This is a genomic window from Pseudomonas oryzicola (genome assembly GCF_014269185.2).
In the GTDB taxonomy this organism is placed as follows: domain Bacteria; phylum Pseudomonadota; class Gammaproteobacteria; order Pseudomonadales; family Pseudomonadaceae; genus Aquipseudomonas; species Aquipseudomonas oryzicola.
The window spans coordinates 3,678,593-3,705,029 of record NZ_JABWRZ020000001.1 but is presented as its reverse complement, the minus strand read 5'-3'; the positions used below and the strand labels follow the sequence as shown (position 1 = coordinate 3,705,029).

Below are 26,437 nucleotides of genomic sequence, written 5' to 3'. Positions count from 1 at the left end.
GCGTTTGTATGTCACCACGCCAAGCCATACTCCCGAATAGCGCGCTGACGGGTGTGCCTGGGGCAGGGCAGCTAGGCCTGCTTTTGCTGCAGCGATCGGCGTGTACGTTCAGCTTCCATATCGTGGAGATCAGTTGATGATTTACGAAGGTAAAGCCATCACGGTTAAGGCTCTTGAAAGTGGCATCGTCGAGCTCAAGTTCGACCTCAAGGGTGAGTCCGTCAACAAGTTCAACCGCCTGACCCTGAACGAGCTTCGCCAGGCCGTCGATGCCATCCAGGCCGACGCCTCGGTCAAGGGCGTGATCGTCAGCAGTGGCAAGGACGTGTTCATCGTCGGCGCCGACATCACCGAGTTCGTCGACAACTTCAAGCTGCCCGAGGCCGAACTGGTCGCCGGCAACCTGGAAGCCAACCGCATCTTCAACGCCTTTGAAGACCTCGAAGTACCGACCGTGGCCGCCATCAACGGCATCGCCCTGGGCGGTGGCCTGGAAATGTGCCTGGCCGCCGACTATCGGATCATGTCCAGCAGCGCCAAGATCGGCCTGCCGGAAGTCAAGCTGGGTATCTACCCGGGCTTCGGTGGTACCGTGCGCCTGCCGCGCCTGATCGGTTCGGACAATGCCATCGAGTGGATCGCCGCCGGCAAGGAAAACCGAGCCGAAGACGCCTTGAAAGTCGGGGCTGTCGACGCCGTCGTTGCGCCTGAATTGCTGATGGCCGGTGCCCTCGACCTGATCAAGCGCGCCATCAGTGGCGAACTGGACTACAAGGCCAAGCGCCAGCCCAAGCTGGAAAAGCTCAAGCTCAACGCCATCGAGCAGATGATGGCCTTCGAAACCGCCAAGGGCTTCGTCGCCGGCCAGGCCGGCCCGAACTACCCGGCGCCGGTCGAAGCCATCAAGACCATCCAGAAGGCCGCCAATTTCGGCCGTGACAAAGCCCTGGAAGTGGAAGCGGCAGGCTTTGCCAAGCTGGCCAGGACTTCGGTTGCCGAAAGCCTGGTTGGCCTGTTCCTGAACGACCAGGAGCTCAAGCGCAAAGCCAAGGCCCACGACGAAATCGCCCACGACGTGAAGCAGGCCGCCGTGCTCGGTGCCGGCATCATGGGTGGCGGCATCGCCTACCAGTCGGCGGTCAAGGGCACCCCGATCCTGATGAAGGATATCCGCGAAGAAGCCATCCAGCTGGGCCTGAACGAGGCTTCCAAGCTGCTTGGCAATCGTGTCGAGAAGGGTCGCCTGACCCCGGCCAAGATGGCCGAGGCACTCAACGCCATCCGTCCGACCCTGTCCTATGGCGATTTCGCCAATGTCGACATCGTTGTCGAAGCGGTGGTCGAGAACCCGAAGGTCAAGCAGGCGGTGCTGGCTGAAGTCGAGGGCCAGGTGAAGGACGATGCGATCCTCGCCTCGAACACTTCGACCATTTCCATCAACCTGCTGGCCAAGGCGCTCAAGCGCCCGGAAAACTTCGTTGGCATGCACTTCTTCAACCCGGTGCACATGATGCCGCTGGTGGAAGTCATCCGTGGCGAGAAGTCCAGTGACGTGGCGGTCGCTACCACCGTTGCCTACGCCAAGAAAATGGGCAAGAACCCGATCGTGGTCAACGACTGCCCGGGCTTCCTGGTCAACCGCGTGCTGTTCCCGTACTTCGGCGGTTTCGCCAAGCTGGTCAGTGCCGGTGTCGACTTCGTGCGTATCGACAAGGTCATGGAAAAGTTCGGCTGGCCGATGGGCCCGGCGTACCTGATGGACGTGGTTGGCATCGACACCGGCCACCACGGTCGTGACGTGATGGCCGAAGGCTTCCCCGACCGCATGAAGGACGAGCGTCGCTCGGCCGTCGACGCCCTGTACGAGGCCAACCGCCTGGGCCAGAAGAATGGCAAAGGCTTCTACGCCTACGAAACCGACAAGCGTGGCAAGCCGAAGAAGGTCGCCGACGCCAGCGTGCTCGACGTGCTCAAGCCGATCGTCTTCGAGCAGCGTGAAGTCAGCGACGAAGACATCATCAACTGGATGATGATCCCGCTGTGCCTGGAGACTGTGCGCTGCCTGGAAGACGGCATCGTCGAAACCGCTGCCGAAGCCGACATGGGCCTGGTCTATGGCATTGGCTTCCCTCCCTTCCGCGGTGGCGCGCTGCGTTACATCGACTCGATCGGTGTGGCCGAATTCGTTGCCCTGGCCGATCAGTACGCCGACCTGGGGCCGCTGTACCACCCGACCGCCAAGCTGCGTGAAATGGCCAAGAACGGCCAGCGCTTCTTCAACTGAGCGGTCAACGAGCTAGAGCGAGAGATTTGATATGAGCCTGAATCCAAGAGACGTGGTGATTGTCGACTTCGGTCGCACGCCAATGGGCCGCTCCAAGGGTGGCATGCATCGCAATACCCGTGCCGAAGACATGTCGGCACACCTGATCAGCAAGCTGCTGGAACGCAACGGCAAGGTCGACCCGAAAGAGGTCGAGGACGTGATCTGGGGCTGCGTCAACCAGACCCTGGAGCAGGGCTGGAACATCGCCCGCATGGCCTCGCTGATGACCCAGATCCCGCATACTTCCGCAGCGCAGACTGTCAGCCGTCTGTGCGGCTCGTCGATGAGCGCGCTGCACACCGCCGCACAGGCAATCATGACCGGTAACGGTGATGTGTTCGTGGTCGGTGGTGTGGAGCACATGGGCCACGTCAGCATGATGCATGGCGTGGATCCCAACCCGCACCTGTCCCTGCACGCCGCCAAGGCCTCTGGGATGATGGGTCTGACCGCGGAAATGCTCGGCAAGATGCACGGCATTAGCCGTGAGCAGCAGGACCTGTTCGGCCTGCGTTCGCACCAGCTGGCCCACAAGGCCACGGTCGAAGGCAAGTTCAAGGACGAAATCATCCCGATGCAGGGCTATGACGAGAACGGCTTCCTGAAGGTGTTCGACTTCGACGAAACCATTCGCCCGGAAACCACCCTCGAAGGCCTGGCCTCGCTCAAGCCGGCGTTCAACCCCAAGGGCGGTACCGTCACTGCCGGCACCTCGTCGCAGATCACCGACGGTGCTTCGTGCATGATCGTCATGTCCGGCCAGCGCGCCATGGACCTGGGCATCCAGCCGTTGGCCGTCATCCGTGCCATGGCAGTGGCCGGTGTCGACCCGGCGATCATGGGCTACGGCCCGGTGCCATCGACCCAGAAAGCCCTCAAGCGTGCCGGCCTGACCATGGCCGACATCGACTTCATCGAGCTCAACGAAGCCTTCGCTGCACAGGCCCTGCCAGTGCTGAAAGATTTGAAAGTGCTCGACAAGATGGATGAGAAGGTTAACCTGCACGGCGGCGCCATTGCCTTGGGCCACCCGTTCGGTTGTTCCGGGGCACGGATTTCCGGCACCCTGCTCAACGTCATGAAGCAGAATGGCGGTACCCTGGGGGTGGCGACCATGTGTGTCGGCCTCGGCCAAGGTATCACCACTGTCTTTGAACGCGTCTGATCGCGTTGAGGGACAGCGACCGGGGCCTTGTGCCCCGGTTTTGTTTTTTTCAGGTTTTTTTCAAGAGGGTGGGCAACATGCAGATACAACCAGGCATATACCGGCACTACAAAGGGCCTGAGTACCGTGTCTTCAGTGTTGCACGGCACTCCGAAAGCGAAGAGTGGATGGTGTTCTACCAATGCCTGTATGGTGATTACAGCTTCTGGGTACGGCCACTTTCGATGTTCCAGGAGTCCGTCGAGGTTGACGGCGAGCAGGTGCCACGCTTTGCTTTGGTCAAGGCCGAAGAGGGGCTGTCCGGGCCGCCGGGCAAGTCGCAAGCGTGATAGTCCGAACTTGACCTCACACTTTTGCCACTATATATAGCGGTGCCGCGTCTGGCACCTGACGCGTTTTTCATCTTCAGATTCAGGAATACTCCGATCCATGGGCAAATCGCTGGTCATTGTGGAATCCCCGGCCAAGGCCAAGACCATCAACAAGTACCTGGGCAACCAGTACGTGGTGAAGTCGAGTATCGGCCATATCCGAGACCTCCCCACCAGCGGTTCGGCCAGCGCCAGCAAAGAGCCGGCCGCCAAGCGTGGCAAGGCTGCGGCTGAGGCGCCGGCGCTGTCGCCGAAGGAAAAGGCCCGGCGCCAGCTGGTCGCACGCATGGGCGTCGACCCTGACCACGGCTGGAAGGCCAAGTACGAGATCCTGCCTGGCAAGGAAAAGGTGATCGAAGAACTGCGCCGCCTGGCCAAGGATGCCGACACCATCTATCTCGCAACCGACTTGGACCGCGAAGGGGAGGCCATCGCCTGGCACCTGCGCGAGGCCATTGGCGGCGACGACAGCCGCTACAAGCGCGTGGTGTTCAACGAAATTACCAAGAAGGCCATCCAGGACGCCTTCTCGCAGCCGGGCGAGCTGGATATCGACCGGGTCAATGCCCAGCAGGCGCGGCGCTTCCTTGACCGTGTTGTCGGCTACATGGTTTCGCCACTGCTGTGGGCCAAGATTGCCCGCGGCCTGTCCGCCGGCCGTGTACAGTCGGTGGCGGTGAAGCTGGTGGTGGAGCGCGAGCGCGAGATCCGCGCGTTCATCCCGGAAGAATACTGGGAAATCCACGCCGACCTCGGCACGGCCAAGAACGCCAAGGTGCGCTTCGAAGTGGCGCGCGAGAAGGGCGAGGCCTTCAAGCCGCTGAACGAAGCCCAGGCCATGGCTGCGCTGGAAAAGCTCAAGGCGTCCAGTTACAGCGTGGTCAAGCGCGAAGACCGTCCGACCAGCAGCAAGCCGTCGGCACCGTTCATTACCTCCACCTTGCAGCAGGCCGCCAGCAACCGCCTGGGCTTCGGGGTGAAGAAAACCATGATGATGGCCCAGCGCTTGTACGAAGCCGGCTACATCACCTACATGCGTACCGACTCGACCAACCTGTCGGCCGACGCTCTGGACATGGCGCGCAGCTACATCGAGCGTGAATTCGGCAAGCAGTACCTGCCGGATGCACCGTTGGTGTATGGCAGCAAGGAAGGCGCCCAGGAGGCGCACGAAGCGATTCGCCCTTCCGACGTCAATACCCACCCGACCAAGCTCAGTGGCATGGAACGTGACGCCGAGCGCCTGTACGAGCTGATCTGGCGCCAGTTCCTGGCCTGCCAGATGCCGCCGGCGCAGTACCTGTCCACCAGCGTCACCGTGGCAGCTGGCGACTTCGAGCTGCGCGCCAAGGGGCGTATCCTCAAGTTCGACGGTTATACCCGTGTGCTGCCGCAGCAGAGCAAACCGGGCGAAGACGACGTGTTGCCGGAGATGGTCCAGGGTGAAGCGCTGAAGCTGATTCAGATCGACCCGAGCCAGCACTTCACCAAGCCACCGGCGCGCTTCACCGAAGCCAGCCTGGTCAAGGAAATGGAGAAGCGCGGCATCGGCCGTCCGTCGACCTACGCGGCGATCATCTCGACCATCCAGGACCGTGGTTATGTGACCCTGCACAACCGCCGCTTCTACTCGGAAAAAATGGGCGACATCGTCACCGAGCGCCTGTCCGAGAGCTTCTCCAACCTGATGGACTACGGCTTTACCGCCGACATGGAAGAGAACCTCGACGACGTGGCCCAGGGTGAGCGTGACTGGAAGAACGTGCTCGACGAGTTCTATGGCGACTTCAGCAAGAAGCTGCAGACTGCCGAGTCCAGTGAAGACGGCATGCGCGCCAACCAGCCGACCATGACCAACATTCCGTGCAAGGAATGTGGCCGCCCGATGATGATTCGTACCGCTTCGACCGGCGTGTTCCTCGGCTGCTCGGGCTACAGCCTGCCGCCTAAAGAGCGCTGCAAGGCCACCGTCAACCTGGTGCCCGGCGATGAGATTGCTGCCGACGACGAGGGTGAATCGGAATCCCGTGTGCTGCTGGGCAAGCACCGCTGCCCGATCTGCGCCACGGCGATGGATGCCTACCTGCTGGACGAGAAGCACAAGCTGCACATCTGCGGCAACAACCCGGATTGCGCCGGCTACGAGATCGAGGAAGGCAACTATCGCATCAAGGGCTACGAAGGGCCGAGCCTGGAGTGCGACAAGTGCGGCAGCGAGATGCAGCTGAAGACTGGCCGCTTCGGCAAGTTCTTCGGTTGCACCAACCCGGCCTGCAAGAACACCCGCAAGCTGCTCAAGAGCGGCGAGGCAGCGCCACCGAAGATGGACAAGGTGGATATGCCGGAGCTCAAGTGCGAGAAGGTCGACGACACCTACGTGTTGCGTGATGGCGCTTCGGGGCTGTTCCTGGCTGCCAGCCAGTTCCCCAAGAACCGTGAGACGCGTGCGCCGCTGGTGCTGGAGATCGTGCCGCACAAGCACGAGATCGATCCGAAGTACCACTTCTTGTGCGATGCGCCACAGAAGGATCCGGACGGCCGGCCTGCGGTGATCCGCTACAGCCGCAAGACCAAGGAGCAATACGTGCAGTCCGAAGTCGACGGCAAGCCGACCGGCTGGAAGGCGTTCTACGACGGTGGTGCATGGAAGGTTGAAGACAAGCGCTGATCCTTCGGTGCTGTGATTGGGGCCGCTTTGCGGCCCCAATCATTTATGATGCAGCTATCCGCCTTGCAACCTCATGGGAGGGCACTGAGATGGCCCAGGAACTCTACACCCGCACCAACCAGAAACTGTTCTTCGCCGGCCTCGCCCTGGAGTCCATGGCCAAGGCCGAACAAAGCCAGGCGATGAACGCCCAGGGCCTGGTCCAGGCCGAGCGCGAGTCGGCACTGTTCCATCTGTACGGCGCGCTGCTGGGGCTGTGCCATGAGATCGGTGGTTTCTACCGCCTGCCTGTCGTCGCTAGCGTCGAACAGGCACTGGCCGACGATGCCTTGAACGGTATCGCCATCCCGGAAGTGGCCGAACTACTGGAACTCGCCCGCCAGCGCGAAACCTGGCTGGCACAGATGCTAGGTGCTTATGCCGATTTGTTCCGACCACCGGTCGCGAAAAAAGCGCCAAAAACCGACGTCACCCAGCCACTGATCCAGGCTGTCAACCTCGATGAGGCCGAGCATCCGGCGCTGTCGCGCATCGAGCTGGAAAGCTGGCGCAACAACCTCAAGGGCTTGGTGAGACGTTTCCGCGACGCGTTGAGTGAGTGCTGATAGCCGCTACGGCTGGTACAATACTGGCCTTTCGCGGAGAACTGCCATTTATGTCTACGTCGTTTCTGGAAATTGTCGAGTTGCCTGATGGCCGCATCGAACTGCGTCGCGCCGAGGATGAGGGCTCTCTGGTAACCCTGGATTTCTCGGAAGACGCCAAGGCGTTCCTGCAGGGTCAGCATGTGGAAGTGGCCAAGGCCATGCTCAGTGTGGGCGTGCAAATGGCCGGTCGCCTGATGGATGGCGAACTCGAGCGTGACGAGGGGCCGCGCGTGCTGCACTGAGAGGCAGCGCGGCATCAGGTGTCATGCGGTAACAGGCAAAGCCTGAACATCAGCCGAGGCGGATGTTCAGGCTTTGTGCGTTTCCGGCACTGGCTGCACGCAGCAATTGCTGGCGTGCAGTGGCATTCACATTGCCGAGCCAGCTGACCACGGTGTGGCTGCGGCCCAGGCGCAGTGCTTCGCAGGCCAGTTGCAGTGGGCTTTGATTGCCTCGGGGTTGCAGCAGCAGAATGCGTTCACGGTTGAGCCCGGCATCACGCAGCCAGGCCTGGGTCAGACTCGATGGCGGAGCGATCAAGGTCAGCCAACGGGCCTCGTCCTCTTCGCTCAGCTCGCGCAGTACCGGTGCCAGCAGGCTTTGGCAGTGCCCGGGAGCGCCGCGCAGCGAGAGTTCGCTGAACAGCTCGGGCTGGCTGCTCTTGCGTGCCAGCTCAGTGGTTTTCAGGCCTGGCAAGACTGGCTGGGCGAGGAAGGCTTCGAACAATGGCAACTGGGCTTGCTCGGGTGCGTGAATGAACTGCTGCATGACGCCTCCTGGATCAGCGGCGAATGACGCCGACGCTCAAACCCTCGATCACCAGTTCCTGTTCTTTCAGGTCGACTTCGATAGGGGCGAATTCGGGGTTTTCGGCAAGCAACCAGACCTTGCTGCCTTCACGCTTGAACCGCTTGACGGTGACTTCGTCGCCGATACGGGCCACGACGATCTGGCCGTTGCGCGCTTCGCGGCAGGTATGTACCGCCAGCAGGTCGCCATCGAGGATGCCGATGTCCTTCATGCTCATGCCGTGCACGCGCAACAGGTAGTCGGCCTGGGGGTGGAAAAAGTCGGGATTGATATTGCAGGATTGCTCGATGTGTTGTTCGGCAAGGATTGGCGCACCGGCGGCGACCCGACCGATGATCGGCAGGCCGCTTTCTTCGGCCTTGGCTTCGAAGCCGGGGATGCGAATGCCGCGAGAGGCGCCCGGGGTCATTTCGATCGCGCCTTTGCGGGCGAGGGCCTTGAGGTGTTCCTCGGCGGCATTGGGCGACTTGAAGCCCAGCTCCTGAGCGATCTCGGCGCGCGTTGGCGGGAAGCCGTTGTCTTCCAGGCAACGCTTGATGAACGCGAGAATTTCGGCTTGGCGTGGCGTCAGTTTCAACATGTTGGGCGCTCTGTCTTTTTGTACAGTGACTGGGATTATATACAGTGCCGAGTGCGCTGCAAGCTACCCGTAGCAAGAAAATGCGAAACGGCGCTGCAGCTCCTGGCTAGCGCCGCTCCTGTTTTGAAGCTTGCAGCGTGAAGCGCGCCGTCTTTTAATGGCGACCGACCAGTCATCGAGCCTTGACATAAGCAGGGCTGAAACGTATGTTTCAAACACCTGTTTGTCTGGCGGAGTAGTCGGAGTAGTCATGGCCCAATCGGAAACCGTTGAACGCATTCTCGATGCTGCCGAGCAGCTGTTCGCGGAAAGGGGGTTCGCCGAAACCTCGTTGCGGCTGATTACCAGCAAGGCCGGGGTCAACCTGGCGGCGGTCAACTATCACTTCGGTTCCAAGAAGGCCCTGATCCAGGCAGTATTCTCGCGCTTCCTCGGGCCATTCTGCGCCAGCCTCGAGCGCGAGCTGGAGCGGCGCCAGGCAAAGCCTGAGCACAAGCCCAGCCTCGAAGAGCTGCTGGAAATGCTGGTGGAGCAGGCCCTGGCCGTGCAGCCACGCAGCAACAACGACCTGTCGATCTTCATGCGCCTGCTGGGCCTGGCCTTCAGCCAGAGCCAGGGCCACCTGCGGCGGTACCTGGAAGACATGTATGGCAAGGTGTTCCGCCGCTACATGCTGCTGGTCAACGAGGCCGCACCGCGCATCCCGCCGCTCGAGCTGTTCTGGCGGGTGCACTTCATGCTCGGTGCCGCAGCCTTCAGCATGTCTGGTATCAAGGCCCTGCGCGCGATCGCCGAGACCGACTTCGGCATCAACACCTCGATCGAGCAGGTAATGCGCCTGATGGTGCCGTTCCTGGCAGCTGGCATGCGCGCTGATAGTGGCGTCACCGATGACGCCATGGCCGCCGCCCAGTTGCGCCCGCGCAGCAAGACCGGCACCGTCACTGCCAAGGCCTGAAGGCTGGGCGGGGCAGGGCGCTTCGGCTAAGCTAGCGCCCATGTCCGATCTCGATCTGCTGCACATTTCCCTTGCCGATCAGTGCCTGTATGGTTTCAGCCGTGGCCAGCTATGCCTGCGCCTGCCGGTTTCCACCGCGCGCAACGGTGCCGGCGAACGCAATGGCTCGGGCTGCACGCCGTGCGGCTTGCACCAGGTGCGGGCGAAGATCGGCGCAGGCCTGCCGTTGAATGCGGTACTGGCCGGGCGGCGCTGGACCGGCGAGGTGTGGTCGCCGGCTTTGCAGGCGCGGTATCCCGGCCGTGACTGGATCCTCACCCGCATCCTCTGGCTCAGCGGTTGCGAACCCGGGGTCAACCGCCTTGGCGCGGTCGATACCTTCCGCCGCTATATCTACCTGCATGGCACGCCGGATACGGAACCCATGGGTGTAGCGCTGTCCCATGGTTGCATACGCCTGCGCAATACCGATTTGCTCAGCCTGTTCGAGCGCGTGCCGGCCCATTGCCTGGTACGCATCGAGCAGGCCGCTTGCCCCCAGTGGGCTTCTCTCAGTCTCCAATGAAGGATTTCCCATGACTGTCAGCCTGCAAGGCTCCTTGATGGTGGACATCGCCGGTAAATGGCTGACCGCCGAAGACCGTCACCTGCTGCGCCAGCCTGAAGTGGCCGGCCTGATCATCTTTGCCCGCAACGTCGACAGCCCGCGCCAGGTGCGTGAGCTGTGCGCCTCCATTCGTGCCATCCGCCCCGACCTGATCCTGGCGGTGGACCAGGAAGGTGGTCGCGTGCAGCGCCTGCGCCAGGGGTTCGTGCGCCTGCCAGCCATGCGCGCGCTGGCCGACAACGATAACGCCGAGTACCTGGCCGAGCAGTGCGGCTGGCTGATGGCGACCGAGGTGTTGGCGGTTGGCCTGGACCTCAGCTTCGCCCCGGTGCTCGACCTGGACCACCAGCGCAGCGCGGTGGTTGGCAGCCGCGCCTTCGAGGGTGACCCGTTGCGCGCCACGCAACTGGCCGCGGCGTTCATCCGTGGCATGAACGCGGCTGGCATGGCCGCATGTGGCAAACATTTCCCGGGCCACGGCTGGGCCGAGGCGGACTCGCATGTGGCGATCCCCACGGATGAGCGCAGCCTCGAGCAACTGCGTCAGGCCGACCTGGTGCCGTTCACCCGTTTGAGTGGGCAGTTGGCGGCAGTGATGCCGGCGCATGTCATTTACCCGCAGGTCGACAATCAGCCGGCCGGCTTCTCGCGGCGCTGGCTGCAGGACATCCTGCGTGGCGAGCTGGGCTTTGACGGGGTGATCTTCAGTGACGACCTGTCGATGGCCGGCGCGCATGTGGTCGGCGATGCGGCCAGCCGGATAGAAGCGGCCTTGACTGCAGGCTGCGACATGGGGCTGGTGTGCAACGACCGGGCGGCCGCAGAGCTGGCACTGAGCGCGGCCCAGCGGATGAAGGTCAAGCCTTCGCCGCGGATTGCACGGATGCGCGGGCGTGGCTTCGCGCGCACCGACTACCGCCAGCAGCCCCGGTGGCTGGAGGCGTTGGGGGCGTTGAAGGAAGCGCAATTGGTCGACTGACCGCGTCGACCTCTTCGCGGGCACGCCCGCTCCCACAGGTGCGGCACCGCCCTTGAGAGCACTGATATCCCTGTGGGAGCGGGCGAGCCCGCGAAGAGGTCGGTACCGGCAGTGAAGGTATCTGGGCTATCGCCCGCGCTTCCCGGGCAACGGCGCGAACAACGCCTCGATTTCTTCATCCCCCAGCCGCCACTGGCCGGCCTGGCCACCATCCAGCAGGCCCGCTGCCAGCGCCGCTTTTTCCTGCTGCAACAGCTGGATCTTCTCTTCCACCGTGCCCCGGGTGATCAGCTTGAACACGAACACCGGTTTGTCCTGGCCAATGCGGTAGGCGCGATCGGTGGCCTGGTTCTCGCTGGCCGGGTTCCACCAAGGGTCGAAGTGGATCACCGTGTCTGCCGCCGTCAGGTTCAGCCCCACGCCACCTGCCTTGAGGCTGATCAGGAACACTTCGCTGTCACCCTGCTGGAATTGCTGCACCGGCGTGCGCCGGTCGCGGGTATCGCCGGTCAGCAGACTATAGCGGATCTTGCGCTTGTGCAGTTCCTCCTCGATCAGCGCCAGCATCGAGGTGAACTGTGAAAACAGCAGCACCCGGCGCCCTTCGCTGAGCAGCTCTTCGAGCATTTCCAGCAGCGCGCCCAGCTTGCCCTTGTCTGCCTGGTTGCCTTTGCTTTCCACCCCTTTGACCAGGCGCAGGTCGCAACATACCTGGCGCAGCTTGAGCAGGGCGTCGAGGATGACGATCTGGCTGCGTGCGGCACCATTGCGGGCGATTTCGTCGCGGACTTTCTTGTCCATGGCTACCCGCACGGCCTCGTAGGTGTCACGCTGGGCATCGCTGAGTTCGACCCAGTGCACCATTTCGGTCTTGGCCGGCAGCTCGGTGGCCACTTGCTCCTTGGTGCGGCGCAGCAGGAACGGGCGGATGCGGTTGGCCAGGTGGGCCATGCGCTCACTGTCGCCGTGGCGTTCGATCGGTGTGCGGTAGTCCTGGTTGAAGCGCTTCAGGTCGCCCAGCCAGCCGGGCATGAGGAAGTGGAAGATCGACCACAGCTCGCCGAGGTTGTTCTCCATCGGCGTGCCGGTCAGGCATACGCGCTGCCCGGCCTGCAACTCGCAGACGGCGAGGGCGGCCTTGCTGGTGCTGCTCTTGATGTTCTGCGCCTCGTCCAGCACCAGCACCTGCCAGGTGTGGGCGCGCAGGTGTTCGAGGTCGCGGGGTACCAGGGCATAGGTAGTCAGCACCAGGTCATAATCATGCAGCTTGGCGAAATGCTTGCTGCGCCCTGGGCCGTGCAGGGCCAGAACCCGCAGATCGGGGGCGAAGCGTTGAGCTTCATCGAGCCAGTTCGGTATCAGGCTGGTGGGCATGACGGCCAGGGCCGGTGCACTCAGGCGACCGGACTCCTTTTCCAGCAGCAGGTGCGCCAGGGCCTGCAAGGTCTTGCCCAGGCCCATGTCGTCGCCAAGGATGCCGCCGGTACCCATTTCCCGCAGCGCCTGCAGCCAGTTCAGGCCTTGTTGCTGGTAAGGGCGCAGGCTGGCCTGCAGGCCGGCTGGTGGTTGCACCTGCAGGTCGCGGGCATCGCGCAGGCGGCGGCCGAGATCGCGCACCTGCTCGCCGCCTTCCCAGCGCAACGGCAGGCCTTCGATTTCGTTCAGGCGCGCAGCGTCGGCACGGTCCAGGCGCAGCGATGGGCCTGTGGCATCGTCGTGCAGGTAAAGTTCGCCAAGGGTCCCCATGACCGCCTTGATCCGCCCGTAAGGCAGGGCGACACGCAAGGCCGGGGCGTCCAGGCGCCCGCGGTTGAGGTCGATCAGCAGGTGTTCGTCATCGCTGCGCCGGGCCAGTTCACTGGGGCGCAGCAGTTCCGGGTTGCTGCGCAGCAGTTGCAGCACGATCGGCAGCAGGCTGTGGCGCTGGCCATCGACCACGATGCCCAGCTCCAGGTCGAACCATTCATGGCCGGGCGCTTCGTCAATGCTGGCGTACCAGTCGTCAACCTCCTGCAGGTTGAAGGCAAAGTCGCGCTGGATGTCGATGTTCCAGCCGGCCTCGCGCAGGCGTGGCAAGCCTTCGCGGGCGAAGCGCAGCCAGGCTTCGTCGTCGGGCAGCTGGAGCATCTCGCCAGCGCTGTCCGGCAGCGCCTTGCTCTGCCGGGTCGCGGCTTTGAAACCGAAGTCGCGCAGCACCTTGCGCAGCGCTTGCTCCGCCTGTGGCTGGCGCTGGATGCGCTGGCTGGTGTTGCCTATCAGGCGTGTCAGTGGCTTGTCATCATTGCCGCTGGCGCGCAGCCCGTCGTAGTCGAATGCCAGCGCTGCACGGTGCTGCAACTGCCGTTGCATGCGGCCGGTCTTGGGCATGTAGGCGCTGAATTCGAGGCTGCCCAGGGTCAGACGCCCTGTAGGCCGGATGCCTTCGATTTGTTCGGTGCTGACGGCGGTTGGCGTGGGAACCTGGCGGTTCAGCGCGTTCAGGCGATGGCTCAAAGGAATGACCAGGTGCTCAGGGACAACAGGCGCGCGCGCGAGCTGGCTGGCAATGAAGGGGTCGAGGTCATGGCGCAGCTTGCCGGTCTGATGCGACTGCCGGTCAACATAGTGCATGGGCTCGATGGGTAGCACCTGCAGCGGCAGATGGCCGTCATGGTACCAGGCGCCGCGGTAGCTGCCGTTGTCCAGCCTGACCCAGCGGAATTCGGCGTCCAGCTCCGGCCCAGGGCAAAGTGGTGCAACGTCGTCTTCGAACAGAAGGCGACCCGTGGCCAGGGCATAGTCGTAGAGCTCCGCGCCCTGCTTGCCTTCCAGTTGCACCACCGGGGTGATCGTCTGGCTGCGCGCATCAATCAGGCGCAGCAGCCGGGCATCGTCCTCTGTGACGTAGCGGGGGGTGTAGTAGATCATCTCGGGCATCGATGTGATGCGGCTGATCTTCAGGGTGCCGTCTGCTTGCCGGGTAGCCTTGAGCGGTTCGAGCCGACAGTGCTCACGTTCCATGTGAATGCGGTAGTAGATGGCCGGGCCCTTGCGCGCGGGCTCGAGAGCGGGGGCGGGCTGGGCGGGTGATTCAAGGGCCTGGACCCACAGGTTGAGGTCGGGTGGCAGTGACAGTGCGGCTTGCTCCGCAGGGGCGGCGGTGTCTGGCCCGTGGGGCCCGTCCTGCAGTTGCAGCAGCGCTGCAACGCAGTGCTTGCAGTTGAGCGCGACGGGGCAGGAGCAGCGCCCGAACACGCGCAGGTCACCGTGATTGAGGAGCAGCTGGATGGTCTGCTGGTAGGTCTGGCCGGCCGAGCCCTTGCAGGTTGCCTCGACCGTTGCGCCATGCTGCGACAGGATACGCGTCCGCTCTTGGGCCGCATAAGTGCGGCCTCGTGCCAGTGCGCCGGCCTCGATGAACTTCACCCAGCCGGGGTGGGCCCTCAGCAGTTGCTGCGCATCGCCGCTGCTCACATCACTGCTCCATCATCTCCGGGTCCATTACCGGCATCTTCGGCGTGCCCGGTGGGGTCACCTTCAGCAGCAGCGCCAGGTGCCCGCCGTCAAGGAAGGTCAGCTGCCCACCCTTGACGTTGCTGTTGCTCTGCCTGAACTGCTCGCTTTGCAGCACGCTGCCGTTGCCGTCCAGCTGGTTGACCCAGAAGTTGGCCTCGACCGCGATGAAGCGGCCCTCGGTGATGCTCAGGTTGCCTTCGATGGGAAAGTGGCCGAACTGCTCGGCGCCTTCGCCCAGGGCGATGCGGCTGGGTTCGCTGCCGACCCGCTGCTGCCACGCCTTGTGCATCAGTACGGTGTAGTCGGCAGTGGCTTCCAGGCGGGTGGCTTCGTCTTCCAGGGCCGGGCGGCGCTCGGCGTCCTGTTCCAGGCGCGGGGCGCCGGCGCTCCAGTTTTCCGGGGCGAACGGGCTGGTGAAGGCGGGCACGCTGTTCTGCCGCACCAGGATCATTTCCACCTGATACAAGCCTTCGGCGAAGGCGGCCGGGGCGAACAGCGCCAGCAGCAGGGTCAGGCAACGGATGGCACGCATGGGTCTTCCTTAAGCAGGCTGTGGGGTCAGGCGCTCGAACAGCGCCTCCAGGGTATTGAAGCGTTCGTCAGAGCGTTCCATCGGTACCAGGAAGCGGAACTGGGTAGCGCCTTCGAACTTGTAGCGTTTGGGCTGGCCCTGGATCAGCTTGATCAGGGTCAGCGGGTCGACCGGGGTCTCGGCCTCGAACTCGAGCTTGCCGCCATTGGGGCCGGCATCGACTTTCTTGATGCCGAGCTTTTCCGCCTGCAGCTTGAGCGAGGTCAGGCGCATCAGGTTCTTGGTCGGCTCGGGCAGCAGGCCGAAGCGGTCGATCATCTCCACCTGCAGGTCCTTGAGGCCTTCTTCGTCGGCGGCCGAGGCGATGCGCTTGTACAGGATCAGCCGCGCGTGCACGTCGGGCAGGTAGTCCTCGGGAATCAGGGCCGGCAGGCGCAGGTTGATTTCCGGGCCGCCGCCCAGCGGTTGCTCGAGGTTGGGCTGGGTGCCCTTGCGAATCGCCTTGACTGCGCGTTCGAGCATTTCCATGTACAGGGTGAAGCCCACCGCCTGGATCTGCCCGCTCTGGCCTTCGCCCAGCAGCTCGCCGGCACCGCGGATTTCCAGGTCGTTGGTGGCCAGCACGAAGCCGGCACCGAGGTCCTGCGTGTTGGCGATCGCCTCCAGGCGTTTCTCGGCATCGGCGCTGACCTTCTGCCGGGTCGGCGTCAGCAGGTAGGCGTAGGCCTGGTGATGGCTACGGCCAACCCGGCCGCGCAACTGGTGCAACTGGGCCAGGCCAAACTTGTCGGCACGTTCGATGACGATGGTGTTGGCGCTGGGCACGTCGATGCCGGTTTCGATGATGGTCGAGGCCACCAGCACGTTGAAGCGCTTGTGGTAGAAGTCGCTCATCACCTGTTCCAGCTCGCGCTCACGCATCTGCCCATGGCCGATGCCGATGCGCGCCTCGGGGACCAGTTCGGCAAGGTCGGCGGCGCATTTTTCGATGGTTTTCACATCGTTGTGCAGGTAGTACACCTGGCCGCCGCGCAACAGTTCGCGCAGCAGCGCCTCTTTCACGGTGCTCTTGTTCTGCTCCATGACGAAGGTGCGAACCGACAGGCGCCGCGCCGGTGGCGTGGCGATGATGGACAGGTCGCGCATGCCTGCCACGGCCATGTTCAGCGTGCGCGGAATCGGCGTGGCGGTGAGGGTGAGGATGTCCACCTCGCTGCGCAGGGCCTTGAGCTGTTCCTTCTGGCGCACGCCGAAGCGGTGTTCTTCGTCGATGATGGCCAGGCCGAGGTCCTTGAAGCGCACGTCGTCCTGCAGCAGCTTGTGGGTGCCGATGAGGATGTCGATCTTGCCTTCGGCCAGGTCGGCGGCGGCGGCGGCCACTTCCTTGGCCGACTTGAAGCGGCTCATCACCTCCACGGTCACCGGCCAGTCGGCGAAGCGGTCGCGGAAGCTGTTGTAGTGCTGCTGGGCGAGCAGGGTGGTGGGCACCAGTACGGCCACCTGGCGTCCACTGTGCACGGCAATGAACGCCGCGCGCATGGCCACTTCGGTCTTGCCGAAACCGACATCGCCGCACACCAGGCGGTCCATCGGCTTGGGCGCGAGCATGTCGGCGCGCACGGCTTCGATGGCGGCTTGCTGGTCCGGGGTTTCCTCGAACGGGAAGCCGGCGCTGAAGGTGGCATAGTCTGCAGCCGGGTCGGCGAACGCATAGCCCTTGCGCGCGGCGCGGCGGGCATAGATGTCGAGCAGTTCGGCGGCGACATCGCGCACCTGTTCGGCAGCCTTGCGCTTGGCCTTCTGCCAGGCCTCCGAGCCCAGCCGGTGCAACGGCGCCAGGGCATCGTCGCTGCCGGTGTAGCGGGCGATCAGGTGCAGGTTGGCCACGGGCACGTACAGCTTGGCGCCCTCGGCATATTCCAGGGTCAGGAACTCGGCGGCCTGGCCTTCGATTTCCAGGGTGGCCAGGCCCAGGTAGCGGCCTACACCATGGTCGATGTGCACCACTGGTGCGCCTTCACGCAGTTCGGTGAGGTTCTTGATTACCGCGTCGTTGGCGGTTTCGCCGCGCTTGTCGCGGCGGCGGCGCTGCATGACGCGCTGGCCGAACAACGGGCTTTCGGCGATGAGGGCGACGGCCGGGTCGTCCAGCAGCAGGCCGTCGTCCAGCGGGGCGATGGTGATCGCCAGGCGCTCGGCGCCGGTGATGAAGTCGGCCCAGCCATCGACGTTCTGCGGTCGCAGTTTGAGCCGTTCGAGCAGCTCCAGCAGCACTTCGCGGCGGCCTGCAGATTCGGCGGTGAACAGCACGCGGCCAGGGAACTGGTCGAGGAAGTTGGCCAGTTCGGCCAGCGGCTGGTTGGCCTTGGCCTCGATCGCCAGGTTGGGCAGCGCGCGCGCCGGGAAGCGTTCGCGACCCACCCCGGCGTCGAGGTCCTCGCTACTGACCACCACCCGTGGCCATTGCTTGAGCCGGGCAAAGCAGTCTTCCACCGGCAGGAACAGCTCGGCGGGCGGCAGCAAGGGCCGGCTCAGGTCGCCACGGCGCTCTTCATAACGCCCGCGCACGTCGTTCCAGAAATGCTCGGCGGCCTGTTCCACGCCGGGCAGCGAGAACACCTGGGTGTCGGCCGGCAGGTAGTCGAACAGGGTCGATGTCTCTTCGAAGAACAGCGGCAGGTAGTACTCGATACCGGCGGGGATGATGCCGCTGGCCAGGTCCTGGAAGATCGCGCTGCGGCGGAAGTCGACATCGAAGCGTTCACGGAAGCGCGCCTTGAAGCGGGTCACTTCCTCTTTCTGCATCGGGAACTCGCGCGCCGGCAGCAGGCGTACCGAGTCGACCTTGTCGATCGAGCGCTGGGTTTCGGGGTCGAAGGTGCGCAGCGTTTCGATCTCGTCATCGAACAGGTCGATGCGGTAGGGCAGCTTGCTGCCCATCGGGAACAGGTCGATCAACGCACCACGCACGGCGAACTCGCCATGCTCGTAGACGGTATCGACGCAGCGATAGCCGCTGGCCTCCAGGCGCGTGCGCATCTGTTCGACGTCGACGGTCTGGCCGACGTCCAGCACCAGGCTGCTGCCCAGCAGGAAGCGCGTCGGTGCCAGGCGGTGCAGGGCGGTGGTGACCGGTACCACGAGGATGCCATGGTTCAGCTCCGGCAAGCGGTACAGGCTGGCGATGCGCTGGGAGATGATGTCCTGGTGCGGTGAGAACAGGTCGTAGGGCAGGGTTTCCCAATCGGGGAACGGCAGCACCGGCAGGTCCGGGGCAAAGAAGCGGAGTTCCTGTTCCAGACGATCGGCCGCCTGGCTGTCGGCGGTCAGCAGCAGGGTGAAGCGGCCCGCGCTGCTGGCGGCCTCGGCGATGGCCAGGCTGAGGGCGGCACCGGGCAGATTACCCCAGGTTTGTTTGCCGGCCGTGGCCGACATTTGCGGTAGGCGCAGAACTGACACGGGAGATTGCACTCCAAGCGTTGCGGCAAAGAGATCGATTGTACCGGTGACGGTGCCGGCTGTCAGGCTCGAAAGGGCATGAACGCTGGCTCGCATGCCGCGACAGGCGCTCATTGCCGGTTACGCGTTGGGGCGTCATAATGTAGCCCCTTTTTTCTGTCCCTACATGTGGAAGGTTCCCGTGACTCAGAAGCCCGACCAGTGTCTTGGTGAGTGGATCGATCGTGAAGCCCTGGCTGAAGCGATGATCCCGCTTATCGGTCAGCTCTACCGCAACAACAATGTGGTGAGCTCGATTTATGGCCGTAGCCTGATCAACCGTTCGGTTATCTCGATCCTCAAGGCGCACCGCTTTGCGCGTCATCGTCAAGCCGACGAAACCGAACTGTCCGTCCACGAGACATTCCCCCTGCTCAAGGCCATGAGCGAGCTGAAACTGGGCGCCGCCTCGGTCGACCTCGGCAAGCTGGCCAACAAGTTCAAGCAGGAAGGCAATGGCCGTACTGCCGAGCAGTTCGTCCGTGAGGAACTGGCCGAAGTGGTTGGCCAGCAGAACGCCTCGGCGCGCAAGGGCACCGACGTCGTACTGTACGGCTTCGGCCGCATCGGTCGCCTGCTGGCGCGCATCCTGATCGAGAAGACCGGCGGCGGCGACGGCCTGCGCCTGCGTGCCATCGTCGTGCGCAAGGGCGCCGAGAACGACCTGGTCAAGCGTGCCAGCCTGCTGCGCCGTGACTCGGTGCACGGCCCGTTCGATGGCACCATCACCATCGACGAAGCCAACAACACCATCACCGCCAACGGCAACCTGATCCAGGTTATCTATGCCAAGAGCCCGAGCGAAGTCGACTATACCCAGTACGGCATCGAAAACGCACTGATCGTCGACAACACCGGCGTATGGCGTGATGCCGATGGCCTGGGCCAGCACCTGGCCTGCCCGGGCGCTGCCCGCGTGATCCTCACCGCACCTGGCAAGGGCGCGCTGAAGAACATCGTGCACGGCATCAACCATGGTGACATCGCTGCCGATGACAAGATCATCTCGGCCGCTTCCTGCACCACCAACGCCATCGTGCCGGTGCTCAAGGCCATCAACGACCAGTACGGCATCGTCAACGGCCACGTCGAAACCGTTCACTCGTTCACCAACGACCAGAACCTGATCGACAACTTCCACAAGGGCAGCCGCCGTGGCCGTGCCGCGCCGCTGAACATGGTCATCACCGAAACCGGCGCCGCCACCGCTGCCGCCAAGGCACTGCCGGTGCTCAAGGGCAAGCTGACCGGCAACGCCATTCGCGTACCGACGCCGAACGTTTCGATGGCCATCCTCAACCTGAACCTGGAAAAGCCCACCTCGCGCGACGAGATCAACGAGTACCTGCGCCAGACCGCCATGCACTCGGAACTGCACAAGCAGATCGACTACGTCAGCTCGCAGGAAGTGGTTTCGACCGACTTCGTCGGTTCGCGCCACGCCGGTGTGGTTGACGCTGAAGCGACCATCGCCAACGACAACCGCGTTGTCCTGTACGTCTGGTACGACAACGAATTCGGTTACAGCTGCCAGGTGGTTCGCGTGATGGAAGAGATGGCCGGTGTGAACCCGCCAGCGTTTCCGCGCTGATTCGCTTGTAAGGCAATGAAAAAAAACGGGAACCTTCGGGTTCCCGTTTTTTTGTCCGGATTTTGTGTTGTCTATGCTGGCCTCATCGCGGATAAATCCGCTCCTGCACAGGCGGTGCATATCCTGCAGGAGCGGATTTATCCGCGATAAGGCCAGCACAGCCACCGAGAACCCACCCTTTGCGCAGAGCCCTCCTGTTCATCCTGATGCTCCTGACCGCCTGTAACCAGGGCCCGACCGTCGAACGCCTGGGTGGCCCGACCATGGGCAGCAGTTACAGCATCCAGTACATCCGCGAGCCTGGTGGCCCGGCGCCGGCCCAAGTCCAGGCGGCGGTCGAGGCCATCCTCAACGGCATCGATCAGCACTACTCAACCTACCGCGGCGACTCCACCGTCAGCCAGTTCAACTTGCTGCCCGCCAACCAGTGCATGGCCTTGCCGGCCGACATGCTCGAACTGGTCAGCCTGGGCCAGCAACTGGCCGAGCAGAGCGATGGCGCCTTCGACCTCACCGTCGAGCCGTTGCTCGACCTGTGGGGGTTCGGCCCCCAGGCACGCCACGCGCGGGTGCCCGACCCGCAGGCCCTGGCGCGGGTGCGTCAGCGGGTGGGCTACCGGCACCTGCATATCCAGGGCCAGGCCCTGTGCAAGGATGCCCCGGTGCAGCTCGACTTCAACAGCATTGCCGCCGGCCATGCCGTCGACCTTATCGCTGCACGCCTGCAGGCCATGGGGGTGGCCAGCTTCATTGCTGAAGCGACCGGCGAGCTCAAGGCAGTCGGTCACAAGCCTGACGGCAGCCGCTGGCGCATTGCCCTGGAGCTACCCCGCGAAGACCGCCAGATCGCCCGGCAGATCATTCCGCTCAATGGCCTTTCAGTATCAACCTCGGGTGACTATCGGCACTATTTCGAGGACAATGGCCGGCGCTATTCGCATACCTTCGATGCCCGCCTCGGGCGCCCGGTGCAGCATGACCTGGCCGCGGTCACCGTGCTCGATGCCTCGGCACTGCGGGCAGACGGCTATTCGACACTGCTGTTGATCCTGGGCCCGCAACGTGGCTGGGATTTTGCCGTGGCGCATGGCCTGCCCGCTGTTCTGGTGACTCGGGCCGAGGGTGGCTTCGTCTCCCGAGCTACGCCCGCGTTCGAACGGGCAGTGAAAGGCGAGTGAAAGCGCAAACAGGGATGATCGCCGCCAGGGAGTGGGTGAACCACATGTAGTGCGGGCAAAATTGGCCTACGACGCGACCAAGGGTTAATGTGCGCGGCGTTCACGCTTGATTAGACTGCACCCGAATTTTCTCATGGCGCCCCGGCGGCATGATCGCGCCCCGCGAGCGACCGTGGCTTGCGGGCCAGTTCTGAAGGAGTACGCATGGCTGTCTACAACTACGACGTAGTGGTGCTGGGTTCCGGCCCGGCCGGGGAAGGCGCGGCAATGAACGCCGCCAAAGCAGGGCGCAAGGTGGCGATGGTCGACAGCCGTCGCCAGGTCGGGGGCAACTGCACCCACCTGGGTACCATCCCGTCCAAGGCACTGCGTCACTCGGTGCGGCAGATCATGCAGTTCAACACCAACCCGATGTTCCGTGCCATCGGCGAGCCGCGCTGGTTCTCGTTCCCCGACGTGCTGAAGAGCGCCGAGAAGGTCATCGCCAAGCAGGTGGCCTCGCGCACCGGCTATTACGCGCGTAACCGCGTCGATGTGTTCGTCGGTACCGGCAGCTTCGCCGACGAGCAGACCATCGAAGTGGTCTGCCCGAACGGTGTGGTGGAAAAGCTCAACGCCAAGCACATCATCATCGCCACCGGCTCGCGCCCATACCGCCCGGCCGACATCGACTTCAACCACCCGCGCGTCTACGACAGCGACACCATCCTCAGCCTCAGCCACACCCCGCGTAAACTGATCGTGTACGGCGCCGGCGTGATCGGTTGCGAATACGCCTCGATCTTCAGCGGCCTGGGCGTGCTGGTGGAACTGGTGGACAACCGTGGCCAGCTGCTGAGTTTCCTCGATTCGGAAATTTCCCAGGCGCTGAGCTACCACTTCAGCAACAACAACATCACCGTGCGCCACAACGAAGACTATGAGCGCGTCGAAGGCCTGGACAACGGCGTGATCCTGCACCTCAAGTCCGGCAAGAAGATCAAGGCCGACGCCTTGCTGTGGTGCAACGGCCGTACCGGCAACACCGACAAGCTGGGCCTGGAAAACATCGGCATCAAGGTCAACAGCCGCGGCCAGATCGAGGTCGACGAGAGCTACCGCACCAGCGTGCCGAACATCTACGGTGCCGGTGATGTGATCGGCTGGCCGAGCCTGGCCAGTGCCGCCCACGACCAGGGCCGCTCGGCAGCGGGCAGCATCGTCGACAATGGCAGCTGGCGTTTCGTCAACGACGTGCCGACCGGCATCTACACCATTCCCGAGATCAGTTCGATCGGCAAGAACGAGCAGGAGCTGACCCAGGCCAAGGTGCCGTACGAAGTGGGCAAGGCCTTCTTCAAGAGCATGGCCCGTGCGCAGATTGCCGGCGAGCCGCAAGGCATGCTGAAGATCCTGTTCCATCGCGAAACCTTGGAAGTGCTGGGCGTGCACTGCTTCGGCTACCAGGCTTCGGAAATCGTCCACATCGGCCAGGCGGTGATGAACCAGCCGGGCGAGCTGAACAACCTGAAGTACTTCGTCAACACCACGTTCAACTACCCGACCATGGCCGAAGCCTATCGGGTAGCTGCCTACGACGGCCTGAACCGGCTTTTTTGAGCGGCTCCGACCGGTGGCCTGAGCCGGTCGGAGAGACCGATTTCAACCCTGCCCGAGGGTGGTCTTGGCCAAACCGGGAAAGTCTGTAATCAGGCTGTCCACGCCAAAGTCAGCGAGCCGGCGCATCAGTGCCGGTTCGTTGACCGTCCATACCGACACGTGCAACCCCTGGCTCTGCGCTTTCAGCAGGCGCTCCGGCGTGCACAGTGTCCAGTTCAATGCCAGCAGATTGCAGCCATAGTTCTGCGCCACCTTCAACGGGTCGAGCCAGGCGTATTCGGCTACCAGCCCGCGTTTCACGTCCGGTACCAGTTCCTGTGCGGCGCCCAGCACTTCGCGCGAGCTGGAGGTGATGGTCACCTTGTCCAGCAGGCCGTACTGCTGGGCCAGTTCACGGATCGCCAGCACGGTGGTGGCGGCGCGGGTGCGCGAAGCGCTTTTCACTTCCAGCTGCCAGTGCTCGAACGGGCACTTCTGGAACAGTTCTTCCAGCCTCGGGATGGGGCAGGGCTGGACGTGGCCGGGGCCGCCTTTGCGGGCGTCGATCCGGACCAGGTCGGCGGCGGTGTGTTCGACCACCTTGCCGCGCTTGCCGGTGGTGCGCTTGAGGGTGGGGTCGTGGATCACCATCAGCTCGTTGTCGGCCGACAGGTGCAGGTCCAGCTCGCAGCGGGTCACGCCGTGGGCCAGGCATTGCTGGAAGCTCTTCAGGGTATTCTCGGGCGCTTCGCCCTTGGCGCCGCGATGGCCGTAGATCAGGGTCACGTTCGTTCCTTCAAATCAGGGAAAAATGGGCTCAGGAGGCGGGGTCGTTCTGTTCCAGCTGCTGGCGCCGTTGTTGTTGCTGGCGCTGCAGGATGTAGCGCGCCAGCAGTTGACGCTGGGCATCGGTCATGTCGGTGAATTCGGTGCCGACCTCGAAGCCGCCCTCCGGGCGCGGGTCGCAATGGGTGACCTTGCCGCGCAGCAGCAGGCCATGGGCGCGCGGCATCAGCACCATCTTCACCTTTACCCGGGTACCGGGGGCCAGCCGCGTGGCTTGCGTGAATTCGATGCCGCCCTCGGAAATGACCACCGGCTGGGGCTGGCCCACTTCGCCGATCAGGGTCTGGGCAACCACCGCGCTGAGCAGATCGAGGCGTTTGTTCTGCGCGCGCAGGAACGCGGCGAGGGTGCGGTCCTTTTCGCTCAGCTGGCGCAGCAGGTGCTGCGACTCGAAGTCGGACAGGTGCAGCTCGCTGAGCAGGTTGAACAGCGGCGAATCATCTTGCAACACATCTGGGTCAAGGGCTTCGGCCGCGCTGAGGGGGCTGATTTGAAGTGCGATCTGATCTTCGATGCGGTAGTATTCGCGGCGATCTTCTTCGTCTAATGTCGTCATGGCGAACCCAAGGTAGCGGCGGTGGTCCGAGTGTAAAGCCGCCGCAGGCGCCTCGCCACAAGGACGTTCCCTTTCATCCGAACAAGCCCCGACATGTTCAGACCTCTTTTCGCATTCATCGGCACGCGTTATACCCGTGCCAAACGTCGCAATCACTTCGTCTCGTTCATTTCCCTGACCTCGATGATCGGCCTCGCCCTGGGCGTGGTGGTGATGATCGTGGTGCTCTCGGTGATGAACGGTTTCGACCACGAGATGCGCACCCGCGTGCTGGGCATGATCCCGCATGCCACGCTGGAGAGCGGCCAGCCTATAGCCGACTGGCCTGCCCTTGCCCAACAAGTAAAGCAGAATCCGCAGGTACAGGCGGTTGCGCCCTTCACCCAGATGCAAGGCCTGCTGACCCATGACGGCAAGGTGCAGAAGGTGCTGCTCAACGGCATCGACCCGGCCCGCGAGCGCGAGGTGTCGATCATCGACAAGTTCGTCCTGCAGGGCCGCCTCGACCAGCTGGCGCCGGGCGAGTGGGGCATCATGATCGGCGACAAGGCCGCGGCCAAGCTGGGGGTGTCGATTGGCGACAAACTCACCTTCGTCGCCCCCGAGGTCAGTGTGACCCCGGCCGGCATGTTCCCGCGCATGAAGCGCTTCACCGTGGTCGGTACCTTCCACGTCGGGGCGGGCGAGATCGACGGCTACCTGGGCCTGACCAACATCAGCGACCTGTCCCGCCTGCACCGCTGGAAACCCGACCAGGTGCAGGGCCTGCGCCTGAAGTTCGACGACCTGTTCCAGGCGCCGCGAGTGGCCTGGGACATCGCCCAGCGCCTGGGTGACCAGGAGTTCTACAGCCGTGACTGGACCCGCACCCATGGCAACCTGTACCAGGCGATCCGCATGGAAAAGGCCATGATCGGCCTGCTGTTGCTGCTGATCGTGGCCGTGGCGGCGTTCAACATCATTTCCACCCTGGTGATGGTGGTCAACGACAAGCGCGGCGACATCGCCATCCTGCGCACCCTGGGCGCCACGCCCGGGCAGATCATGCTCATCTTCATGGTCCAGGGCACGGTGATCGGGGTGATCGGTACCCTGATCGGCGCCGTGGTCGGGATCGTCGCCGCGCTGAACGTCAGTGCGGTGATCGCCGGCATCGAGAAACTGATCGGGCACAAGTTCCTCAATGCCGACGTGTACTTCATCGATTACCTGCCGTCGCAGATCCAGGCCCAGGACGTGTACATGGTCTGTGCTGCGGCGCTGGTCCTGAGTTTCTTCGCCACCCTGTACCCGGCCTGGCGTGCGGCGCGCACCCAGCCTGCAGAGGCGCTACGTTATGAGTGAGTCGCGCATGAGTGATAAAGCCGTTCTGAGTTGCCGCAACCTGGGCAAGTCCTACGACGAGGGCCCGGAGTCGGTGCAGGTGCTGTCCGGGCTCAACCTCGAGCTGCACGCCGGTGAGCGCGTGGCCATCGTCGGCAGCTCAGGCTCCGGCAAGAGTACCTTGCTCAACCTGCTGGGTGGCCTCGACCGGCCGACCCAGGGCAGTGTCTGGCTGGCCGGCGAGGAGCTGTCGGCGCTGGGCGAGCGGGCGCGTGGCCTGCTGCGCAACCGGGAGCTGGGCTTTGTCTACCAGTTCCACCACCTGTTGCCGGAGTTCACGGCCATCGAGAACGTGTGCATGCCGTTGCTGATCGGCCGTACCCCCATCCCCGAGGCCCGTGAGCGTGCCGAGGCGCTGCTCAAGCGTGTCGGCCTGGCCCACCGTTACAACCACAAGCCGGCCGAGCTGTCCGGCGGCGAGCGCCAGCGGGTGGCGATTGCCCGGGCGCTGGTCAACCGCCCCGGGCTGGTGATGCTCGACGAGCCCACCGGCAACCTCGACCACCACACCGCGCAGGGCATCCAGGAATTGATGCAGGAACTCTCCAGTGCCTCGCGTACCGCGTTCCTGGTGGTGACCCACGACCTCAACCTGGCGCGCCAGATGGACCGCGTGCTGAAGCTCGACGACGGTCACCTGGTGGCGATCTGATCGACTGCACGGGGTGG

Annotated in this window: 21 protein-coding genes; 14 read left to right on the top strand and 7 right to left on the bottom strand. The window is 63.7% G+C overall.

Annotated features, from left to right (window positions below):
* Positions 1-136: 136 nt before the first annotated feature.
* The 6 genes from fadB to HU760_RS17055 all read left to right on the top strand — a co-directional run bounded on the left by fadB (position 137) and on the right by HU760_RS17055 (position 7,419).
* Entirely contained in the window at positions 137-2,284 is a 2,148-nt protein-coding gene (gene fadB, locus HU760_RS17080; protein WP_186678711.1) for a fatty acid oxidation complex subunit alpha FadB, read from the top strand.
* Between the two features lie 31 nt (positions 2,285-2,315).
* Positions 2,316-3,491: an acetyl-CoA C-acyltransferase FadA gene (gene fadA / locus HU760_RS17075; protein WP_186678709.1), complete on the top strand. Its 1,176-nt coding sequence runs from the start codon at positions 2,316-2,318 to the stop codon at positions 3,489-3,491.
* 77 nt (positions 3,492-3,568) lie between these two features.
* The gene (locus HU760_RS17070) at positions 3,569-3,820 is read left to right on the top strand and encodes a DUF1653 domain-containing protein (RefSeq protein ID WP_186678707.1); all 252 of its coding nucleotides are present in this window, start codon (positions 3,569-3,571) and stop codon (positions 3,818-3,820) included.
* Between the two features lie 100 nt (positions 3,821-3,920).
* The gene (gene topA, locus HU760_RS17065) at positions 3,921-6,530 is read left to right on the top strand and encodes a type I DNA topoisomerase (protein WP_186678706.1); all 2,610 of its coding nucleotides are present in this window, start codon (positions 3,921-3,923) and stop codon (positions 6,528-6,530) included.
* An 89-nt stretch (positions 6,531-6,619) separates the two neighbouring features.
* The gene (locus HU760_RS17060) at positions 6,620-7,135 is read left to right on the top strand and encodes a DUF6586 family protein (RefSeq protein WP_186678698.1); all 516 of its coding nucleotides are present in this window, start codon (positions 6,620-6,622) and stop codon (positions 7,133-7,135) included.
* Positions 7,136-7,185: 50 nt separating this feature from the next.
* On the top strand, positions 7,186-7,419 hold the full coding sequence (locus tag HU760_RS17055) for a hypothetical protein (RefSeq protein WP_004376430.1): 234 nt from the start codon (positions 7,186-7,188) through the stop codon (positions 7,417-7,419).
* 49 nt (positions 7,420-7,468) lie between these two features.
* On the opposite strand, the gene sulA is transcribed toward HU760_RS17055, so the two are convergent.
* Both sulA and lexA read right to left on the bottom strand, forming a co-directional pair.
* Complete coding sequence (gene sulA / locus HU760_RS17050; RefSeq protein ID WP_186678696.1) at positions 7,469-7,945, bottom strand: SOS-induced cell division inhibitor SulA; 477 nt, start codon at positions 7,943-7,945, stop codon at positions 7,469-7,471.
* Positions 7,946-7,958: 13 nt separating this feature from the next.
* Positions 7,959-8,567, bottom strand: a complete 609-nt coding sequence (gene lexA / locus HU760_RS17045; RefSeq protein ID WP_186678694.1) for a transcriptional repressor LexA — start codon at positions 8,565-8,567, stop codon at positions 7,959-7,961.
* 250 nt (positions 8,568-8,817) lie between these two features.
* Between lexA and HU760_RS17040 the strand changes: the two genes are divergently transcribed.
* The 3 genes from HU760_RS17040 to nagZ are packed head-to-tail and all read left to right on the top strand — an operon-like array spanning position 8,818 to position 11,111.
* The gene (locus tag HU760_RS17040; protein WP_186678692.1) at positions 8,818-9,525 is read left to right on the top strand and encodes a TetR/AcrR family transcriptional regulator; all 708 of its coding nucleotides are present in this window, start codon (positions 8,818-8,820) and stop codon (positions 9,523-9,525) included.
* A 40-nt stretch (positions 9,526-9,565) separates the two neighbouring features.
* Positions 9,566-10,090, top strand: coding sequence for a L,D-transpeptidase (locus tag HU760_RS17035; protein ID WP_186678690.1), 525 nt, complete (start codon positions 9,566-9,568; stop codon positions 10,088-10,090).
* A gap of 22 nt (positions 10,091-10,112) precedes the next feature.
* Positions 10,113-11,111 carry a beta-N-acetylhexosaminidase gene (nagZ, locus tag HU760_RS17030; protein ID WP_186678795.1) on the top strand — a complete coding sequence of 333 codons (999 nt, stop codon included), beginning with the start codon at positions 10,113-10,115 and terminating at the stop codon, positions 11,109-11,111.
* A 126-nt stretch (positions 11,112-11,237) separates the two neighbouring features.
* Here the strand turns inward: nagZ and HU760_RS17025 are convergent, their stop codons facing one another.
* The 3 genes from HU760_RS17025 to mfd are packed head-to-tail and all read right to left on the bottom strand — an operon-like array spanning position 11,238 to position 18,597.
* Positions 11,238-14,564: a DEAD/DEAH box helicase gene (locus HU760_RS17025; RefSeq protein WP_186678688.1), complete on the bottom strand. Its 3,327-nt coding sequence runs from the start codon at positions 14,562-14,564 to the stop codon at positions 11,238-11,240.
* Between the two features lies 1 nt (position 14,565).
* Entirely contained in the window at positions 14,566-15,138 is a 573-nt protein-coding gene (locus HU760_RS17020) for a CsiV family protein (RefSeq protein ID WP_186678681.1), read from the bottom strand.
* A gap of 9 nt (positions 15,139-15,147) precedes the next feature.
* A complete protein-coding gene (gene mfd, locus HU760_RS17015) occupies positions 15,148-18,597 on the bottom strand; it encodes a transcription-repair coupling factor (RefSeq protein ID WP_186678678.1) in 3,450 nt (1,149 codons plus the stop codon).
* A gap of 166 nt (positions 18,598-18,763) precedes the next feature.
* Between mfd and HU760_RS17010 the strand changes: the two genes are divergently transcribed.
* From HU760_RS17010 to sthA, 3 genes are all read left to right on the top strand, one after another.
* Positions 18,764-20,227: a glyceraldehyde-3-phosphate dehydrogenase gene (locus HU760_RS17010; protein WP_186678675.1), complete on the top strand. Its 1,464-nt coding sequence runs from the start codon at positions 18,764-18,766 to the stop codon at positions 20,225-20,227.
* A 179-nt stretch (positions 20,228-20,406) separates the two neighbouring features.
* Complete coding sequence (locus HU760_RS17005) at positions 20,407-21,405, top strand: FAD:protein FMN transferase (protein ID WP_186678672.1); 999 nt, start codon at positions 20,407-20,409, stop codon at positions 21,403-21,405.
* Between the two features lie 204 nt (positions 21,406-21,609).
* Entirely contained in the window at positions 21,610-23,004 is a 1,395-nt protein-coding gene (gene sthA / locus HU760_RS17000) for a Si-specific NAD(P)(+) transhydrogenase (protein WP_170029103.1), read from the top strand.
* 42 nt (positions 23,005-23,046) lie between these two features.
* Here the strand turns inward: sthA and HU760_RS16995 are convergent, their stop codons facing one another.
* Both HU760_RS16995 and HU760_RS16990 read right to left on the bottom strand, forming a co-directional pair.
* Positions 23,047-23,769, bottom strand: coding sequence for a glycerophosphodiester phosphodiesterase (locus tag HU760_RS16995; protein ID WP_186678669.1), 723 nt, complete (start codon positions 23,767-23,769; stop codon positions 23,047-23,049).
* Positions 23,770-23,800: 31 nt separating this feature from the next.
* The gene (locus HU760_RS16990; protein ID WP_186678666.1) at positions 23,801-24,385 is read right to left on the bottom strand and encodes a PilZ domain-containing protein; all 585 of its coding nucleotides are present in this window, start codon (positions 24,383-24,385) and stop codon (positions 23,801-23,803) included.
* A gap of 93 nt (positions 24,386-24,478) precedes the next feature.
* Between HU760_RS16990 and HU760_RS16985 the strand changes: the two genes are divergently transcribed.
* Positions 24,479-25,729: a lipoprotein-releasing ABC transporter permease subunit gene (locus HU760_RS16985; RefSeq protein ID WP_186678663.1), complete on the top strand. Its 1,251-nt coding sequence runs from the start codon at positions 24,479-24,481 to the stop codon at positions 25,727-25,729.
* 7 nt (positions 25,730-25,736) lie between these two features.
* Positions 25,737-26,420 (top strand): lipoprotein-releasing ABC transporter ATP-binding protein LolD, encoded by a 684-nt coding sequence (gene lolD / locus HU760_RS16980; protein ID WP_170029107.1) that lies wholly within the window; start codon positions 25,737-25,739, stop codon positions 26,418-26,420.
* The last annotated feature ends 17 nt before the right edge of the window (positions 26,421-26,437 follow it).

Excerpts from the sequence above, each read along its gene's own strand:
- fadB (WP_186678711.1), top strand. The coding sequence starts at position 137 with ATGATTTACGAAGGTAAAGCCATCACGGTTAAGGCTCTTGAAAGTGGC.
- fadA (WP_186678709.1), top strand. The coding sequence starts at position 2,316 with ATGAGCCTGAATCCAAGAGACGTGGTGATTGTCGACTTCGGTCGCACG.
- HU760_RS17070 (WP_186678707.1), top strand. The coding sequence starts at position 3,569 with ATGCAGATACAACCAGGCATATACCGGCACTACAAAGGGCCTGAGTAC.
- topA (WP_186678706.1), top strand. The coding sequence starts at position 3,921 with ATGGGCAAATCGCTGGTCATTGTGGAATCCCCGGCCAAGGCCAAGACC.
- HU760_RS17060 (WP_186678698.1), top strand. The coding sequence starts at position 6,620 with ATGGCCCAGGAACTCTACACCCGCACCAACCAGAAACTGTTCTTCGCC.
- HU760_RS17055 (WP_004376430.1), top strand. The coding sequence starts at position 7,186 with ATGTCTACGTCGTTTCTGGAAATTGTCGAGTTGCCTGATGGCCGCATC.
- sulA (WP_186678696.1), bottom strand. The coding sequence starts at position 7,945 with ATGCAGCAGTTCATTCACGCACCCGAGCAAGCCCAGTTGCCATTGTTC.
- lexA (WP_186678694.1), bottom strand. The coding sequence starts at position 8,567 with ATGTTGAAACTGACGCCACGCCAAGCCGAAATTCTCGCGTTCATCAAG.
- HU760_RS17040 (WP_186678692.1), top strand. The coding sequence starts at position 8,818 with ATGGCCCAATCGGAAACCGTTGAACGCATTCTCGATGCTGCCGAGCAG.
- HU760_RS17035 (WP_186678690.1), top strand. The coding sequence starts at position 9,566 with ATGTCCGATCTCGATCTGCTGCACATTTCCCTTGCCGATCAGTGCCTG.
- HU760_RS17020 (WP_186678681.1), bottom strand. The coding sequence starts at position 15,138 with ATGCGTGCCATCCGTTGCCTGACCCTGCTGCTGGCGCTGTTCGCCCCG.
- HU760_RS17010 (WP_186678675.1), top strand. The coding sequence starts at position 18,764 with ATGTGGAAGGTTCCCGTGACTCAGAAGCCCGACCAGTGTCTTGGTGAG.
- sthA (WP_170029103.1), top strand. The coding sequence starts at position 21,610 with ATGGCTGTCTACAACTACGACGTAGTGGTGCTGGGTTCCGGCCCGGCC.
- HU760_RS16990 (WP_186678666.1), bottom strand. The coding sequence starts at position 24,385 with ATGACGACATTAGACGAAGAAGATCGCCGCGAATACTACCGCATCGAA.
- HU760_RS16985 (WP_186678663.1), top strand. The coding sequence starts at position 24,479 with ATGTTCAGACCTCTTTTCGCATTCATCGGCACGCGTTATACCCGTGCC.
- lolD (WP_170029107.1), top strand. The coding sequence starts at position 25,737 with ATGAGTGATAAAGCCGTTCTGAGTTGCCGCAACCTGGGCAAGTCCTAC.